This window comes from Streptomyces sp. NPDC048337, from assembly GCF_043201175.1.
Lineage (GTDB): Bacteria > Actinomycetota > Actinomycetes > Streptomycetales > Streptomycetaceae > Streptomyces.
In genome coordinates, this window is record NZ_JBICYR010000003.1 from 335,366 (window position 1) to 350,239 (window position 14,874).

Annotated in this window: 11 protein-coding genes; 5 read left to right on the forward strand and 6 right to left on the reverse strand. The window is 77.0% G+C overall.

The window, feature by feature from the left end; all coding sequences use genetic code 11:
* Positions 1 to 84: 84 nt before the first annotated feature.
* Positions 85 to 975, reverse strand: a complete 891-nt coding sequence (locus ACGFYU_RS07240) for a UbiA family prenyltransferase (protein WP_393826270.1) — start codon at positions 973 to 975, stop codon at positions 85 to 87.
* Positions 976 to 1,051: 76 nt separating this feature from the next.
* On the opposite strand from ACGFYU_RS07240, the gene ACGFYU_RS07245 reads away from it, so the two are divergent.
* From ACGFYU_RS07245 to ACGFYU_RS07255, 3 genes are all read left to right on the forward strand, one after another.
* Positions 1,052 to 2,113: a type III polyketide synthase gene (locus ACGFYU_RS07245; protein WP_393826271.1), complete on the forward strand. Its 1,062-nt coding sequence runs from the start codon at positions 1,052 to 1,054 to the stop codon at positions 2,111 to 2,113.
* 96 nt (positions 2,114 to 2,209) lie between these two features.
* Positions 2,210 to 2,764, forward strand: coding sequence for an isoprenylcysteine carboxyl methyltransferase family protein (locus ACGFYU_RS07250; RefSeq protein WP_393826412.1), 555 nt, complete (start codon positions 2,210 to 2,212; stop codon positions 2,762 to 2,764).
* Positions 2,761 to 3,792, forward strand: a complete 1,032-nt coding sequence (locus tag ACGFYU_RS07255; protein ID WP_393826272.1) for an NAD(P)/FAD-dependent oxidoreductase — start codon at positions 2,761 to 2,763, stop codon at positions 3,790 to 3,792. Before ACGFYU_RS07250 ends, ACGFYU_RS07255 begins: the two co-directional genes overlap by 4 nt.
* Before the next feature lie 60 nt (positions 3,793 to 3,852).
* On the opposite strand, the gene ACGFYU_RS07260 is transcribed toward ACGFYU_RS07255, so the two are convergent.
* A complete protein-coding gene (locus ACGFYU_RS07260; RefSeq protein WP_393826273.1) occupies positions 3,853 to 4,803 on the reverse strand; it encodes a hypothetical protein in 951 nt (316 codons plus the stop codon).
* A 175-nt stretch (positions 4,804 to 4,978) separates the two neighbouring features.
* On the opposite strand from ACGFYU_RS07260, the gene ACGFYU_RS07265 reads away from it, so the two are divergent.
* Complete coding sequence (locus ACGFYU_RS07265) at positions 4,979 to 6,580, forward strand: carboxylesterase/lipase family protein (RefSeq protein WP_393826413.1); 1,602 nt, start codon at positions 4,979 to 4,981, stop codon at positions 6,578 to 6,580.
* Here the strand turns inward: ACGFYU_RS07265 and ACGFYU_RS07270 are convergent.
* On the reverse strand, positions 6,564 to 7,322 hold the full coding sequence (locus ACGFYU_RS07270; protein ID WP_393826274.1) for a hypothetical protein: 759 nt from the start codon (positions 7,320 to 7,322) through the stop codon (positions 6,564 to 6,566). The two genes, ACGFYU_RS07265 and ACGFYU_RS07270, sit on opposite strands and share 17 nt — an antisense overlap.
* A gap of 72 nt (positions 7,323 to 7,394) precedes the next feature.
* Here ACGFYU_RS07270 and ACGFYU_RS07275 point away from each other — a divergent pair, with 72 nt between their 5' ends.
* Entirely contained in the window at positions 7,395 to 7,949 is a 555-nt protein-coding gene (locus ACGFYU_RS07275; protein WP_393826275.1) for an HAD domain-containing protein, read from the forward strand.
* Here ACGFYU_RS07275 and ACGFYU_RS07280 read toward each other — a convergent pair.
* The 3 genes from ACGFYU_RS07280 to ACGFYU_RS07290 are packed head-to-tail and all read right to left on the reverse strand — an operon-like array spanning position 7,871 to position 14,858.
* Complete coding sequence (locus tag ACGFYU_RS07280; RefSeq protein WP_393826414.1) at positions 7,871 to 9,655, reverse strand: hypothetical protein; 1,785 nt, start codon at positions 9,653 to 9,655, stop codon at positions 7,871 to 7,873. The two genes, ACGFYU_RS07275 and ACGFYU_RS07280, sit on opposite strands and share 79 nt — an antisense overlap.
* A 5-nt stretch (positions 9,656 to 9,660) precedes the next feature.
* A complete protein-coding gene (locus tag ACGFYU_RS07285) occupies positions 9,661 to 13,695 on the reverse strand; it encodes a DUF5682 family protein (protein ID WP_393826276.1) in 4,035 nt (1,344 codons plus the stop codon).
* Complete coding sequence (locus ACGFYU_RS07290) at positions 13,692 to 14,858, reverse strand: AAA family ATPase (RefSeq protein WP_393826277.1); 1,167 nt, start codon at positions 14,856 to 14,858, stop codon at positions 13,692 to 13,694. The genes ACGFYU_RS07285 and ACGFYU_RS07290 overlap by 4 nt, the downstream gene beginning before the upstream one ends.
* Positions 14,859 to 14,874 lie beyond the last annotated feature (16 nt).

Below are 14,874 nucleotides of genomic sequence, written 5' to 3' on the forward strand. Positions count from 1 at the left end.
CCCTGCCGGGTCAAGCCGCAGCGATGTGGGCGGAACGCACATTTCGACGCTACCGGGTGACACGTTCGACCGCACGCGGAGCGATCACGACCCGCGGCCCGCCCAACCGCGCATGTGGACCAGCAGGAGCAGGACATCGGCTCCGGCGACGGCCAGCACCGCCAGGAACGGGAGCCGGCCCGCGGGGCGGCGGGACGCGAGGAGCACCGCTGCCGTCGTCGCGGCCAGCAGGAGCCGGCCGTACGGTGTCACCGGTCCCGGCGGCCCCACGACCAGGGTGGCGGCCGAGGCGAGGACCAGGAGCCCCGCCAGCGCGGCCGCCCACCGGCGGCCGAGCCGCTGCGGCAGGCCGACGATCCCGGTGGCCAGGTCGTCCTCGATGTCGGGCAGCACGTTCGCGAAGTGCGCGCCCGCGCCGAGCAGGGCCGCGGCGGCCGTCAGCCACGGCGGCGGCCAGGGCGCGCCGGGCAGGCCGAGCGTGACGAAGGCGGGCAGCAGGCCGAAGGCCAGGGCGTACGGGAGCCAGGACACGGCCGTGGCCTTCAGGCGCAGGTTGTACGCCCAGGCGGCCGCCACGCCGGTCAGGTGCGCGGCGCCGGCGAGCAGCCCGCCGGCCAGCGAGAGCGGAACGCAGACCAGCAGGGCCAGGGCCGCCGCCCGGGACACGGCGGCGGGTGACACCGTACCGGCCACCAGGGGTTTGCCCCGGCGGCCGGTGGTCAGGTCGCGCCGCAGGTCGACCCGGTCGTTGCACCAGCCCACCGAGAGCTGACCGGCGGCCACCGCGCCCACGGCGGCGGCGCCTCCCGCGAGGCCGCGCCCGGCGGCGGTCGCGAGCGCGGCGGCGAGCAGGGTCACGGCGGCCGCCGGGACCGGATGGCATGCGGCGGCCAGGCCCGCCACCGTCGTCGTGCTGCCGCACGGTACGGGTGCGGATCGGGGCGACTGGCGGGTCTTTGCGGTTCGCGCGGGCACGGCGTCACGCTATGCGGCGCCGCGCCCGGTATTCCTGATTCATAACGATGTGTCAGTTATTTCCTATGGTGAATCAATGACACGTGTCCTGGCAGTGCGCAGCGTGTTCCCGCCCCATCGCCACCCCCAGTCCGAGATCACGGCGGCGATGGCCCGCTTCCTCCCGTCGGACGCCGACCGGGCCCTCCTGCGCCGGGTCCACTCCTCCGTCCGCGTGGAGTTCCGCCATCTCGCGCTCCCGCTGGAGCGGTACGGGCCGTCGAACGACTTCGGCACGACGAACGCGCTCTTCGCCGAGCGGGCGCTGGAGCTCGGCGCCGCGGTCCTCGAACTCGTCCTGACCGACGGCGGCCTGCACACGCGGGAGCTGGACCTCGTCATGTCGACCACGGTGACCGGGCTCGCGACCCCCTCGCTGGAGGCCCGCCTCGCCGACCGCGCCGGTCTGCGCCCGGACGTGAAGCGGGTGCCGCTCTTCGGCCTCGGCTGCGCGGCCGGCGCCGCCGGTGTCGGCCACGTCCACGACTACCTGACGGGCCGGACCGGCCACGCGGCGCTGCTCCTGTCGACCGAGCTCTGTTCGCTCACCCTCCAGCCCGCGGACACCTCGATGGCGAACCTGGTGGCCGGGGCCCTCTTCGGCGACGGCGCGGGCGCCCTGCTGGCGGTGGGCCGCGACCACCCCCTGCACGGCGCCGGATCCGGACCCGAGGTGGTGGCCACGCGCAGCCGCCTCTACCCGGGCACCGCGCACCTGCTCGGCTGGGACATCGGCCACTGGGGGCTGCGCATGCTCCTCGGCCGTGAACTCCCGGACCTGGTCCGGCTGCACGTCGCCGAGGAGGTCGAGACCTTCCTCGCCGCGCACGACCTCAAGCCCGCGGACGTCGACGCGTGGATCTGCCATCCGGGCGGCCCCAAGATCCTCGACGCGCTCGCGGACGCGCTGGGGCTGCCCGAGGCGGCCTTCGCGGCGAGCCGGCGCTCGCTGGCGGCCGTCGGCAACCTCTCCTCGGCCTCGGTCCTGCACATCCTGGGCGGCGTCCAGACCGCGGGGCCACCGCCGCCCGGTTCGGTCGGGCTGATGCTCGCCTTCGGGCCGGGCTTCGCCTCCGAACTCGTCCTGCTCCGCTGGTGACCGACGACTGGTGATCGCATGTCCATGTCCATGCCCGTGCCCCTGCCTCTGTCCGTGTCCGTGCCCCTCTCCGGGCTCGACGCCCTGCCCGCCTCCATGACCTGGTACCTGTTGCTGATCGGCCTCGTCGTGCTCGAACGGCTCGCCGAGCTGGTCACGGCCCGCCGCCACCGGGCGTGGAGCCTGGCCCAGGGCGGCCGCGAGTACGGCCGCGGCCACTATCCGGCCATGGTCGCCCTGCACACCGCGCTGCTGGTGGGCTGTGTGGTGGAACCCCTGGCCGCCGACAGGCCGTTCGTGCCCGTGCTCGGCTGGTCGGCCCTCGCCGTGGTCGTGGCGGCCCAGGCCCTGCGCTGGTGGTGCGTCGCCAGCCTCGGACCGCGCTGGAACACCCGGGTGCTCATCGTGCCCGGCCTGCCGCTGGTGGAGCGGGGCCCGTACCGGCTGCTGCGCCACCCCAACTACGTGGCGGTCGTCATGGAGGGGCTGGCGCTGCCGCTGGTGCACACCGCCTGGCTGACCGCGCTCGGCTTCACCGTGCTCAACCTGGCACTGCTGCGCGTACGCATCGGCTGCGAGGAGGCCGCGCTCACGGACGGCGGACGCCTGCGCGCGCCCTCCTCCTTCCACGCGTCGGGCACCCGGCGGTGATCGACCTGCTGATCGCGGGCGGCGGTCCGGCCGGTCTGGCCACCGCCATCCACGGCGCCCTGGCCGGCCTGGAGGTCGTGGTCCTGGAGCCCCGGCCCACCCCGATCGACAAGGCCTGCGGGGAGGGCCTGATGCCGGGTGCGGTACGCCGTCTGACCGAGCTGGGCGTGCCCGTGACCGGGCAGCCCTTCCGCGGCATCCGCTACGTCGACGGAGCGAACGGGCGCCGCGCGGAGGGGGTGTTCCGCTCCGGCCCCGGGCTCGGCGTCCGGCGGACCGCGCTCCAGGCCGCGCTGGCCGGACGCGCCGAGCAGCTGGGCGTACGGGTGGTCCGCCGGCGCGTCGAGGAGGTCCGCCAGGACGAACTGCGCGTCCACGCCGCCGGTCTCACCGCGCGCTACCTCGTCGCCGCGGACGGCCTGCACTCCCCCGTCCGCCGCGGCCTCGGCCTGTCCGTGCCGGCCCCGCCCGGCCGGCCGGCGCGCTACGGCCTGCGCCGCCACTACGCCGTCGGGCCGTGGAGCGACCTGGTCGAGGTCCACTGGTCGGCCCGCTGCGAGGCCTACATCACCCCGCTCGGGCCCGACCGGATCGGCGTGGCCGTCCTGACCTCGGAGCAGGCCCCCTTCGACGTACTGCTCGCCCGCTTCCCGCTGCTGGCGGCCCGGCTGCCCGCGTCCGCCGGTGCGGCGGTGCGCGGGGCCGGGCCGCTGCGGCAAGGGGCTCGCGTACGGGTGGCGGGGCGGGTGCTGTTCGTCGGGGACGCGGCGGGGTACGTGGACGCGCTGACCGGGGAGGGCCTGACCCTGGCCGTGACGGCGGCGGGCGAGCTGGTGCGCTGCGTACGGGCGGACCGGCCGGAGGCGTACGAGCGGGCCTGGCGCGAGCTGTCGCGCAGCTACCGCGCGCTCACCGCGTCCCTGCTGTGGGCGCGTCACCGGCCCCCGCTCGCCCGGCGGATCGTGCCCCTGGCCGCCGGGCTCCCGCGGGTCTTCACGGGGGCGGTGAACCTCCTCGCGGGTACCTGACCGTCACATGCGGCGGCACCCCGCGCCGGGCGCGGGGTGCCGCTCGGGGTCATGGCCCGATCAGGCCGAGTCCTCCTGACGGCTCCTCAGCGCCAGGCCCGCGAGGACGGCGCCGGTCGCCGCGCACAGGATCGCGAGGACGCCGGCCCAGGCCTGTGAACCGCCCACCGCCCCGGCCAGGGGGTCGAAGTCCACCGCGCCGCCCAGCACGTGCAGGGCGACGACACCGACGGCCGTGGCCGCCCCGGCCCGCCACACCATCGTGGTGTCCCGGACCGCCAGCAGCATGCCGAACCCCAGGCACAGCACGGTGGCGAGGAGGGGCAGGAGGTCGGCGGGCGCCGCCGTCGGCGGGACCGTCAGGTCCCGGGGCAGGTGCAGGGCGCCGCTGACCAGCAGGGCCAGCACCACGGACCAGCGCAGCAGGTGCCGCAGCAGCGGAGTGCCGGCCGGTTCCGCCTCGGGGTCGGTGCGCCCGCGCGGTTCCTCGTACGGGGCGTAGGGTGCGTCGTACAGCTCCCGGTACGGGGGCGCGTACGGCTCCTCGTCCATCTCGGGCTCCTCCGCCGTCGGTTCAGCCGTCCAATCAGCCGTCCGCCGCTCGTCCTCCTTCTGTTCCAGCCGCTGCTCCTCGGTGCCCAGGATGGTCACCAGCAGGGCCACGTCCTCGATGGGCCGTCCGACGGCGGCGGCGCGCAGGGTGATGTCCGCCTCGACCACCCGGTGCGGGGGCTCGCCCAGGAGAGCGACCATCCGCTGCACTTCGTGCACCGGCCGGGTCACGGCTGCCGCGCGCAGCGCCTCGTGTCCGGGATTGGGCAGCTGGCCGGACTCCGTGAGGAGGCTCACCAGGGCGGTGACCTCTTCGAGCGGGCGGCAGGTGGCCGCCTCTTCCAGCAGGGTGTGTACGGGGCGGGTGCGCGGAGCGCCGAGTGCGCCGGGTGCGGGGGTGTCGGGGATCCCTTGGCGGTCCGGGTGTTTCGTCGCCGCGAGGGTGATGGGGTCATTCATGAAAAGCTCCGTTCGCCGACACGCGGGTCTACACAATGCGCGCCGGTCATCGTGCGTCATGGGAAGCGCACGCTTTGTTACATTTAGTGCCAATTCCGTCCACTGCGCCATTCGGGGCGGGCAAACGGGGGGCCGCCCGGGGCTCCACGGCGAAAGGGCGTCAACCGTGCCCGAGATGCGCGAGTTCCGGCGCCGGTGCGTGCTGCCGCTGCCCGTCGTCCTGTTGCTCGTCGCCGGGGCCGCCGGGCCGACCCGGCCGGTCGTGGACACCGACGCGGGGCGGGTGCGAGGGCGGACCCACGGCGCGTACACCACCTTCGAGGGCATCCCGTACGCCGCTCCCCCGGTCGGCGCACGACGCTGGCGGCTCCCGGAACCGGCGCCGCACTGGGAGGGCCTGCGCGAGGCGGGGGCTCCCCGCGCGCGCTGCGTGCAGCTGCCCGCGATCGGGCCGGGCGGGCCGAGCGGCTCGGAGGACTGCCTCCACCTGAACGTCACCGCGCCCACGGGCGGCATCGGCCGGAGCGGGGCACGGCCGGTCATGGTCTGGTTCCACGGCGGCGGATTCGTGAACGGCTGGGGCGATCAGTACCGGCCCGAGCGGCTGGCCGCCGAGGGCGACGCCGTGGTCGTGACCGTCAACTACCGGCTGGGCGTCCTCGGCCTGTTCGGCCATCCGGAGCTCGGCGGGGCGCCCGATTTCGCGCTCGCCGACCAGCAGGCGGCGCTGCGCTGGGTGCGGGCGAACGCCGGCCGCTTCGGCGGCGATCCGCACGACGTCACCGTGTTCGGCGAGTCCGCGGGCGGCCTCAGCGTCTGCGCGCACCTCACTTCCCCCTCGTCGGCGGGCCTCTTCCAGCGGGCGATCGTGCAGAGCGGATCGTGCTCGACCACGATGCCGCCCCGGTCCGTGCTGCCCGGGAGCGGCGCCTACGAGCCCTTCGCGCCGCAGTCGCGGACCGTCGCCGACGGGATCGCGGCGGCGGCCCGGCTCGGCTGCGGCGACACCGCGGGCGTACTGGACTGCCTGCGCCGGCTGGACGCGCGGACGCTGGCCACCCGGGAGCTGACCCAGACCTTCTCCGCCCTCTCCTACGGCACCGCCCTGCTGCCGCTGGATCCCCGGCGGGCGCTGGAGGCCGGGCGGTTCCACCGGGTGCCGGTGATGCAGGGCACCACCCGGGACGAGATGCGGATCTTCGTCGGGCAGACCCTGGCGCAGGACCCGATCCGCGACGCGGCCGCCTATCGGGCCCGGCTGGAGGGGTCGTTCGGAGCCGGGACCGCGCGGGCCGTCGAGACGGCCTATCCGGTGTCCGGGTACCCGACTCCGGCGGCGGCGTGGTCGGCCGTGCTGTCCGACGCCTCGTTCACCTGCCCGACGCTGCGGGACAGCGACGCGCTGGCCCGGCACGTGCCGACGTACGCCTACCTGTTCAGCGACGGTGACGCGCCCAACTTCACCGGTCTGCCTCAGGTGGCCGGGCTGCCGTACGGCGCCTCGCACGGCTTCGAACTGCCCTACCTCTTCGCGCTGGCGCCCCTGACGGACCCTCAGCGCGGGCTCGCGGAGCGGATGACCGGCTACTGGACGCGCTTCGCCCGGACCGGTGTCCCGGGGGCGGCGGGCGCCCCCGACTGGCCGCGCTACGGGGCGCCGGGCTCGGTGCTGTCCCTGGCGCCGGGACCGGACGGGGTCAGGACGGTGGACGCGCGGGCCGCGCACCACTGCGCGCTCTGGGACGCGCGGTGGCCGGGGGTCACCACGGCTCGGTGACGATCACCGAGCCGTCCGTGGTCCGCAGCGTCACCGTGCCCTTGTCCCCGTAGACCTCCTGCCGCCAGGCGGCGAAGATCCCGGCCAGCCGACGGGCGTCGTCCCCGCGGCCCTTGCCCACGGCTCGGGTGGAGAAGGTGATCCTCGCCTCTCCGACCGTGTGCACCTTGCGGACGCGTACCTCCTTGACCGAGTCGGAGGACAGGTCGGAGTCCTCCTCGCGCCGGTGCTTGGCGTAGTAGGTGGTGAAGTCCCGGGTCATGTCGAACCAGTCGGCCGGACCGCAGGGACCGCCGCCGTTGGTCACCTCGCCGTCGGTGGGCGGACCGGCGTTGCCGTCGGTCTCCTGGTCGGTGGGCGGGCCCGCGTAGCCGCCCGTCTCCTCGTCGGTGGGAGGCCCGGCGTACCCGCCCGTCTCCTCGTCCGTCGGAGGCCCGGCATAGCCGCCCGTCTCCTCGTCCGTCGGAGGCCCGGCATAGCCGCCCGTCTCCTCGTCCGTCGGAGGTCCGGCGTAGCCGCCCGTCTCCTCGTCCGTCGGCGGGCCCGCGTGGCCACCGCCGCCCTCGTCCGTCGTCTCGTCCGTCGTGTGGTCGAGTCCGCAGTTCGTCGGGGTGAGGGTCGGTACGGGAGCCGGCCCCGCCGACTGCCCCGCACGCGTGGTCCCGCACGCCGCCAGCAGGGCGCACAGCAGCCCCGCCACCACCGCGCGCCCCGCCGTCCCGGACACCGCTGCCTTCGTCATGGTCATCCCCCTTGGTCACAAAGAGGGGATCTCACCGCTCGCGGTTCCCTCGCACGGGGCTACGGTGGCGTCATGACCGCCTTCGCGGCGCGCCCGCTGCTCTTCCTCGACGTCGACGGGCCGCTCATCCCGTTCGGGGCGGGCCCGTACCCGCCCGGGGACGACACCAACCCCCTGCTCGCCCGCATCGATCCGGCGCTCGGGCCCCGGCTGGCGGCACTGCCGTGCGAGCTGGTGTGGGCCACGACCTGGGGGGACGAGGCGAACGAGTGCGTCGCGCCCCTGCTCGGCCTGCCGGAGCTGCCCCTGGTGGCCTGGCCGGAGCCCTCCGAAGAGGAGGTGCTGGGCGGGATCCACTGGAAGACCCCCGCCCTCCTCGCGCACGCGGCGGGCCGGGACTTCGTCTGGGTGGACGACGAGATCACCGGCGCCGACCGGGCGTGGGTGGCCGCCCGGCATCCCGGCCGGGCCCTCCTCCACCGGGTGGATGCCGGCCGGGGACTGACCGATGCGGACTTCGGTGCGCTGTGGGCGTGGTGCGGCGGCCGTCAGTCCCAGGAGGCGGCGACCAGGGAGCGTTCCGCCGCCGCGAGGTGGGTGGCCGACGCGAGCCAGGCCCAGGCGTAGGCGTCGGCCGAGGGGTCGGCGAGGCGGCCGAAGGCATCGCGGGGGCGGCGGTCGGCCTCGGCGGCGAGAGCGGCCGCGAGCTCGGCGGCCGCCGTGAGCCCGGCCCGGCGCAGCGGACCGTACGCGGCGAGGGGTTCGGTGCCGCGCGCCGCTTCGGCCACGGCCCGCCGGCCGCCGGCGACCCCGGTCTCCAGGAGGCGGCGTACGCGCCACAGCGGGGAGTCGGCGAGCGGGTCCGGAGCCGCCGGTGCCCCCTCCGGGGCGGGATCGGCCCGCCGGGGCGGGAAGTGGGCGCCCTGGAGGCGGTCGTAGCCGAGGTCCGCGCGGTCCAGCCACTCCGCGGGCAGCCGCAGGGTGTATTCCGCATCCGGTACGGGGCCCACCGCGAGGGGGCGCAGGGTGGCGGCCCGGTCCAGGTCGGGGCGGCCGAGGACGCGCAGCCGCAGGCCCGGGTAGGAGGCGAGGCGGCGCAGGTTCTCGGTGTGCGGGAGCTCGGGGTGGGGGTGCGCGGGCCGCAGCCGCAGCAGGGGCGCGCCCGGCCGTGCCTCGCGGGCCAGGAGGTGTTCGCCGGCGGCGCCGACGACGGTGACCTCGCAGCCGAGCAGGCCGGCCTCGGCACCCTCCGGGTCGGTCTGCCGGCGGGCGAAGGCCTCGGCGACGGCCTCGGCCGCCGGGCGGGCGAAGAGGGCCGCGGCGGGCTCCCCGGTCCAGGGCGTGCCGCGCAGCGGGGTCGCCCTGACCTCGCGTCCGGCCCCGAGCCGGCCCTCCGGGGAGACGGTCGCGCCGACGATGCGCAGGCCACCGCGGGCGAGCCCGGCATGGTCGAGGGTGGCGCCGCCGAGGGCCACGGAGGCCGATCCCGCTCCGCGGGCGCGGGCCAGGCCGCCGGGGCGCACGTCGGAGACCGAGTAGCGGGCGCCGTCCGGGGCGAGGAGGTGGGTGACCACTCCCCCGTATCCGGTGGCGGACAGCACCGGTTCGCGGCACAGGCCGTACACCTGGAGGCTGCCGCCGGGCGCGTACGCGCGGCGGGCGGTGCCGGTCAGCGCGGGGTCGGCGGAACCGGCCGCCAGCAGCCCGGCGGTGTGCAGGAGTTCACGGAACGCGGTGGTGAGGTCGCCGAGCCGGTGGGCGGCCTGCCGGTCCCGGGCCGCGCGCAGGCCCCGTACCACCCGCAGGGCGGCGGCCTCGGCGCGGGGCAGTCCGGCGAGCCGGGCGGTGTGCGCGGCGCGCAGCAGTTCGGCCTGGACGACGGCGCCGCCGGCGGTGACTCCGGCGGCGAGGGCCTCGGCGGCCGCCTGCCAGAGGGCGGCCGCGGCGCCGAGCTGGGCCCCTGTGAGCGGGGCCGGGCCGGCGGGCTCGGCCGTCACCGGCTCGGCCGCCGCGGGCTCGGCCGCTGCCGACGCCGGCGCGGTGTCCGCGAGCGGAGCCGCGCCGAGGGCGGCGGCCCGGTGCAGGCAGCGCGGCGCCAACAGGCAGCTGCACACGGCCTGTTCGGCTCCGGCGATGGTTCCCTCGGGGCCGGGGCTCAGGGTGACGACGGCGTCCTCGCCGAAGCGCACGGTGACGCTGCCGTCCGCCGCGCGGGCGGCGTTCGCGGCGCAGCTCTCGGTCGTGGCGTCCAGCTTCTTGCGCAGCCGGGCGGTGAGGTTCTCGACGGCTTCGGCGAGCACCTCGGGGGCCACGGGCGGCAGTGGGGGGTGCAGCGGGCTCAACGGGGCTCTCCACGGAGACGGTCGCCCACCCAGCGGGCGAGGGCGAGGGGGCTGAGGGCGGCCACCGGCATGCCGGCCGCGACGAGTTGCCGTGCCACGGGGACCGAGTAGCGGGGCGTGCCCGCGTCGTCGAGCGCGGCGCAGCCCAAGAGGTGGGCGCCGGAGGCGGCGAGCGCGCGGACCTCGCCGAGGAGTCCGCCGATCGGGGCGCCCTCCTCGAAGTCGCTGACCACGACGACGAGGGTGCGGCTCGGGACGGTGATGAGGGAGCGGGCGTGGGCGAGGCCGGCGGCGATGTGCGTACCGCCGCCGACACGGACTTCCAGGAGGAGGGAGAGCGGGTCGTCAACCCGGTCGGTGAGGTCCACGACCTGGGTGGAGAAGGCGAGGAAGTGCGTGGACAGGGTCGGTACACCCCCCAGTACGGCCGCGGTCAGCGCCGACCAGATGACGGAGGCCTCCATGGAGCCGGAGACGTCGACGACGAGGATCAGCCGCCAGTCGGCCTCGCGGCTCGCCCGGGTGCTGAAGACGGGGCGCTCCGGGACGACGACCACGCTGCCGTCGGGCCGCCGCCGGGTGTGCTCCAGGTTGGCGCGCAGGGTGCGGGCCAGGTCGAGGCGGCCGCCGGGGCGGCGCGTGGGGCGCGGGGTGGCGAGGCCGGAGAGGGCGGGCCGCAGCCGGGTGGCGAGCTCCTTGGCGAGTTCGTCGACGAGCCGTCTGACCAGGGGGCGCAGCCGGGCGAGGTGGGCTTCGGGCAGGCCGCCGGCCAGGGACAGTACGGAGCTCAGCAGTTCGACGGAGGGGCGCACGGCCGCCGGGTCGAGCTGGGCCAGTACGTCGGTGCGGCCCGCTTCGGCCGCTCCGGCCAGCACCTCTTCCCGTACGTCGGCGCCGAAGAGGGCTTCCAGTTCCTCGGACCACTCCCGGGCCGTGGGGAAGGAGGCCTCCTGGCCGCCGCCCTGGCCGGGGCCGCCGTCGAGGTCGGAGGCGCCTTCGCCGCGGCCGGCGCCGTACAGCTCGTCGAGGGCGTGGGCGTAGCGGCGGGCGCCGGCGGGGAGCCGGTCGCGCTCGCGGCCGAGCAGGAGCCGCCAGCGGTCGGCGGGGGCGAGTCGTGGTACGTCGGCCTCGCGGGGCGGCGTGTCGCGCGCGGTATCGGGGGCGTCCGGCGCCGGAGCCGGTGCCTGCGTGCCCGGCAGCGGGAGGTCCTTGAGCGCTGCGAGGCCGGCGGCGTCGGCGGCGGCCCAGAGGGCGAGCAGCGCGGGCGGTGCGTCGAGCGCGAGGTCGACGCGGTCGCCGAGCCGTTCGGCGACGGTGTCGAGCAGCCGGTCGCGGGCGGCCGGGGAGAGGGCGTCGAAGCCGCCGCGCAGCGCGGGGAGGCGGTGGAGGAACTCCTCGTCGGTGAGGTGCTCGACGCGGTCGAGGAGCGGGGTGAGGGCGGCCGGGGAGGACTGGAGGAGCGGTCCGGCGGCGGTGAGGACCCCGCCGATCCGGCGGGCCAGGGCGCGCCGGCTGTCGGGGGCGGTGGCGCCGTCGACCCATCCCGCGGCCCGGTCGCCGAGGCGGGCGGCCGGGTCGAGGTCGAGCAGGACCCGCACGGCCAGGGCCGCGCCCTGCATCAACGGGGAGCCGGAGGAGGCCAGTTCGGCGAGGGCCTCGTCGGTGCGCAGGCCCAGGTGGCGGGCGGTGGCGCGGTCGGCGAGGGCCACGAGGGCGGCGGCGTCGGCGGGGTCGTCGCTGCCGGCGAGGCCGGGCAGGGAGCGTACGGCCGCTTCGAGCAGGTCACCGGTGAGCGTGGCGGCGGTGGCCCGTGCGGCGGCCGAGGTCCCGGGGAGGTGTCCGCGCCGCAGGGCCTCCAACAGGTCGAGGGCGTCGAGCAGTTCGGGCAGGGTCGCGGTCTGCGGGAGGGTGGCGGCGGCCTCGTGGAGGCGTACGTCGACCAGCTCGGGCAGATCGCACCGTGCGGCGGCGGCCAGCCCGGCGAGGATCCGGTCCGGGGTCGGCCCGCCCTCGGCGGCGGCGCGGCGGGCGGTGTCGCGGAGGGTCCCGGCGGCCGCCTGGGCGGCGGTGACGCCGCGGACCCCGGCGAGGTCCAGCCGGGCGGGGACGGAAGGGGTCCAGGACAGCCGCCACTTGGTGCCGAGGGCGGTGCCGTCGCCGGTGCCGGACACGGTGACGGGGTCCCCGTAGGAGGCCCCGCAGACCAGGAGCCGCTGGAGCAGCACCTCGCGGCGGGCGTCGAGGGCGGAGCGCAGCGGGTCGAGGCGGACCTCGCGGGAGGCGGGGTCCTCGGGGCCGGGCAGGCGCAGTTCCGCCAGCTCGGCCTCGACGGAGGGGCCGAGGCCGGAGCGGGGGGCGCGCGGGGTGATCCGCCCGCGGGCGGTCCCGACGAGGACGGCCTCCAGGGCACGGGCCAGGGCCCGTCCCCGGCCGAGCGGTTCGCCCTGGCCGAGGACGGTGGTGACGGCCTCGAGGAGCTCGCCGCGGCCGGGCGCGGGGAGCCCGCGCAGGACGGCGAGGTCACAGGCGAGCCTCAGCGTCTCGGCGGCCTCGCCGGTACCGGCCGTGTGCCCGGTCCGTCGCAGCTCCCGGCAGACCCCGGTGACGGCGACGGAGGCCGCCTCCCGCAGCCGCTCGGGGTCACCGCCGGCGCGCAGAACGGCCTGCTGCCACAGCGGATCCCGGATCCCGGCGGGGTACCCGGAACGGGAGTCGAGCAGGTCGAAGGAGTACGGCACGAACGAGGTGACCACCTCGCCTGCCCCTTCGCCTATGGCGGGCACAACCCCGGGTCCGTGCACCCCTGGTGGGGTACCACCGGCACCGGCCGCCCCACCAGGCTCGCCACCACCGCCGGGGGCGACACCCGGCGCCGGCCCCATCCCCGTGCCCTTGCCCGCGGCGAGTACCGGACCCGACTCACCGCCGCACCCGGCGCGGGTACCGCCGCCGGCGGACGGCTCCGGCGAAACACCGCCTGCGGCGGCACCCGGCACCGGACCCAGACCCGTGCCTTCGCCTGCGACGAGTCCCGGACCCGACTCGCCGTCACCGCCCGCAGGGGCGGCCACGACCGCAGCCGAAACCGACCCGGCCCCCTCACGGCGACCGCTCGGCGAGACTCCGCCCGCGGCGAGTGCCGGGCCCGCCTCTCCCGGGCCCCCGGGGTGGGCGCCACGCGCTGCGGGCACCTTCGGCGTGTCGCCGGCGCCCGCCGGGGCGGTACCCGTGGCCCCAGCGGCAGCAGTCGGCCCGCCGGAGGCGAGTGCCGGGGCGTGGAAGGCGCCGATCACCGCCGCCACGCGGTGGCCTCCGGCGGTGGCGGCCGCGATCACCTCGCGCATGTGGGCCTCGCGGGCCAGGTCCCGCGCCGGAACGGCGGTGGCGTCGGCGCGCAGCGCCCATCCCACGCCGAGCGCCGCACGGCGTACCGCTTCCGGGGTGCAGCCCGGTGCGAGCACCTCGACGGCACGGTCCCACAGGTCGTCGCCCTCCCGGCCGGTGCCGGCGGCGCTGAGCGCGTCCGCGAAGGAACCTCCCCGCGGTTCCGGCCCCGGGCCCGGGCCCGGCTCCCCGGCAGGATCCGCACCTTGGGCCGGGCGCGCGCCCGGGAGCGGGGCCTGGCCGGCGGCCGGGCCAGGGGCCGGCGCGCCGGGCCGGGCCGTCCGGCCGGGAGCGGTCAGCGGGAGGTCGCAGCAGACGACGGTCGCGCCCGAGCGGTGGGCCCAGCGGATCGCGGCCAGTTCCGGGGAGAAGTCCGCGAACGGGTAGAAGGCGAGGCTGCCGTCGGAGCCGGTGCCGGCCAGGGCGACCGGGGCCTCGGTCTCGGGGTCGGCCAGGTGCTCGATCCACGGCTGGAAGTCGGCCGGGAGCTCGACGCACACCACCTCCGCGCCGGAGGCGTCCAGCAGCGCCGGCACCACCGCGGCCAGCGCGGGGCTGTGGTGGCGTACGCCCAGGAGGTACGGGGCCCGGGACGCGGCCAGCGCGTCCACCACCGTACGCGGGTCGGAGCCCGGCGCAGCCGTCATCGCAGGCTCCCGCGCAGGTCCCACAGGCGGCGCCACATCGCCGAGCCGTCCTCGGCCCGGCGGCGGACCGGGCCGTCCCAGTAGCCGAGGAGGCGGCCGTGGTCGGCGGGGTCGTCCTTGCGGACCACGCCCAGCAGGTGGCCCGGCAGCAGGTCCAGCACGTCCCCACCCGGCAGGTACGCGGCGGACACTCCCAGCGAGGCCGCCACCTGCACGGCCTCGGCGGTGGACATGACCGTGCCCGGCCGTTCCACGTCCCAGCCCTCGGCGGAGCGCCCGGAGCGCAGGTCCCTGAAGACGGTGACGAGCGCGTCGAGCACGGCGTCGTCGACCCCGAAGGCCGCGCCCGCCCGCTCCACGGCCGCCACCGCCTGGCGGCGGATCAGCGTGGCTTCGGCGTCCGCGTCGGCGATCGGGGCGACCGTCTCGAAGTTGAAGCGCCGCTTGAGGGCGGCGGACATCTCGGAGACCCCGCGGTCGCGCAGGTTGGCGGTGGCGATGACGGTGAATCCGGGGGCCGCGGAGACCACCGCGTCCTCGGTGGCGGTCAGTTCGGGCACGCTGATCCGCCGGTCGGACAGGATCGACACCAGCGCGTCCTGGACCTCGGGCAGACAGCGGGTGATCTCCTCGACGCGGACCACCCGCCCGGTGCGCATGGCGGAGAGCACCGGGGAGTCGACCAGGGCTCCCGCACTCGGGCCCTGCGCGAGCAGCAGCGCGTAGTTCCAGCCGTACCGGAAGGCGTCCTCCGTCGTGCCGGCCGTGCCCTGCACGGTCAGCGCGCTGGTGCCGCAGACGGCGGCGGCCAGCAGTTCGGAGAGCATCGACTTGGCGGTGCCGGGCTCACCGGTGAGCAGCAGGCCGCGCTCTCCGGCGAGGGTGACCACGCACCGCTCCACGAGGGCGCGTTCGCCGACGAACTTGGGGGCGATGGCCAGCTTGGCCGGCAGTCCGGCCCGGCGGCGACCCGGCAGGGCGAGTTCGGCGCCGTCGCTGCCGCAGACGAAGGTGACGACGGCGCGCGGGGTGAGCGCCCAGCCGGGCGGGCGGGGGCCGGGGTCCTGGGCGGCGAGGAAGGCGAGTTCGACGGCGTGGCGCTCCTCGGCGGGGAGTACCTGCCGGGCTGCGGAGGGGGCGGCCGCTGGTTCTGTGACGGTCATGACGGGTCCTTTGCGG

Coding starts and splice junctions, on each gene's coding strand:
- ACGFYU_RS07245 (WP_393826271.1), top strand. CDS start 1,052: ATGACACGTGTCCTGGCAGTGCGCAGCGTGTTCCCGCCCCATCGCCAC.
- ACGFYU_RS07250 (WP_393826412.1), top strand. CDS start 2,210: ATGACCTGGTACCTGTTGCTGATCGGCCTCGTCGTGCTCGAACGGCTC.
- ACGFYU_RS07260 (WP_393826273.1), bottom strand. CDS start 4,803: ATGAATGACCCCATCACCCTCGCGGCGACGAAACACCCGGACCGCCAA.
- ACGFYU_RS07265 (WP_393826413.1), top strand. CDS start 4,979: ATGCGCGAGTTCCGGCGCCGGTGCGTGCTGCCGCTGCCCGTCGTCCTG.
- ACGFYU_RS07270 (WP_393826274.1), bottom strand. CDS start 7,322: ATGACGAAGGCAGCGGTGTCCGGGACGGCGGGGCGCGCGGTGGTGGCG.
- ACGFYU_RS07275 (WP_393826275.1), top strand. CDS start 7,395: ATGACCGCCTTCGCGGCGCGCCCGCTGCTCTTCCTCGACGTCGACGGG.
- ACGFYU_RS07285 (WP_393826276.1), bottom strand. CDS start 13,695: ATGACGGCTGCGCCGGGCTCCGACCCGCGTACGGTGGTGGACGCGCTG.
- ACGFYU_RS07290 (WP_393826277.1), bottom strand. CDS start 14,858: ATGACCGTCACAGAACCAGCGGCCGCCCCCTCCGCAGCCCGGCAGGTA.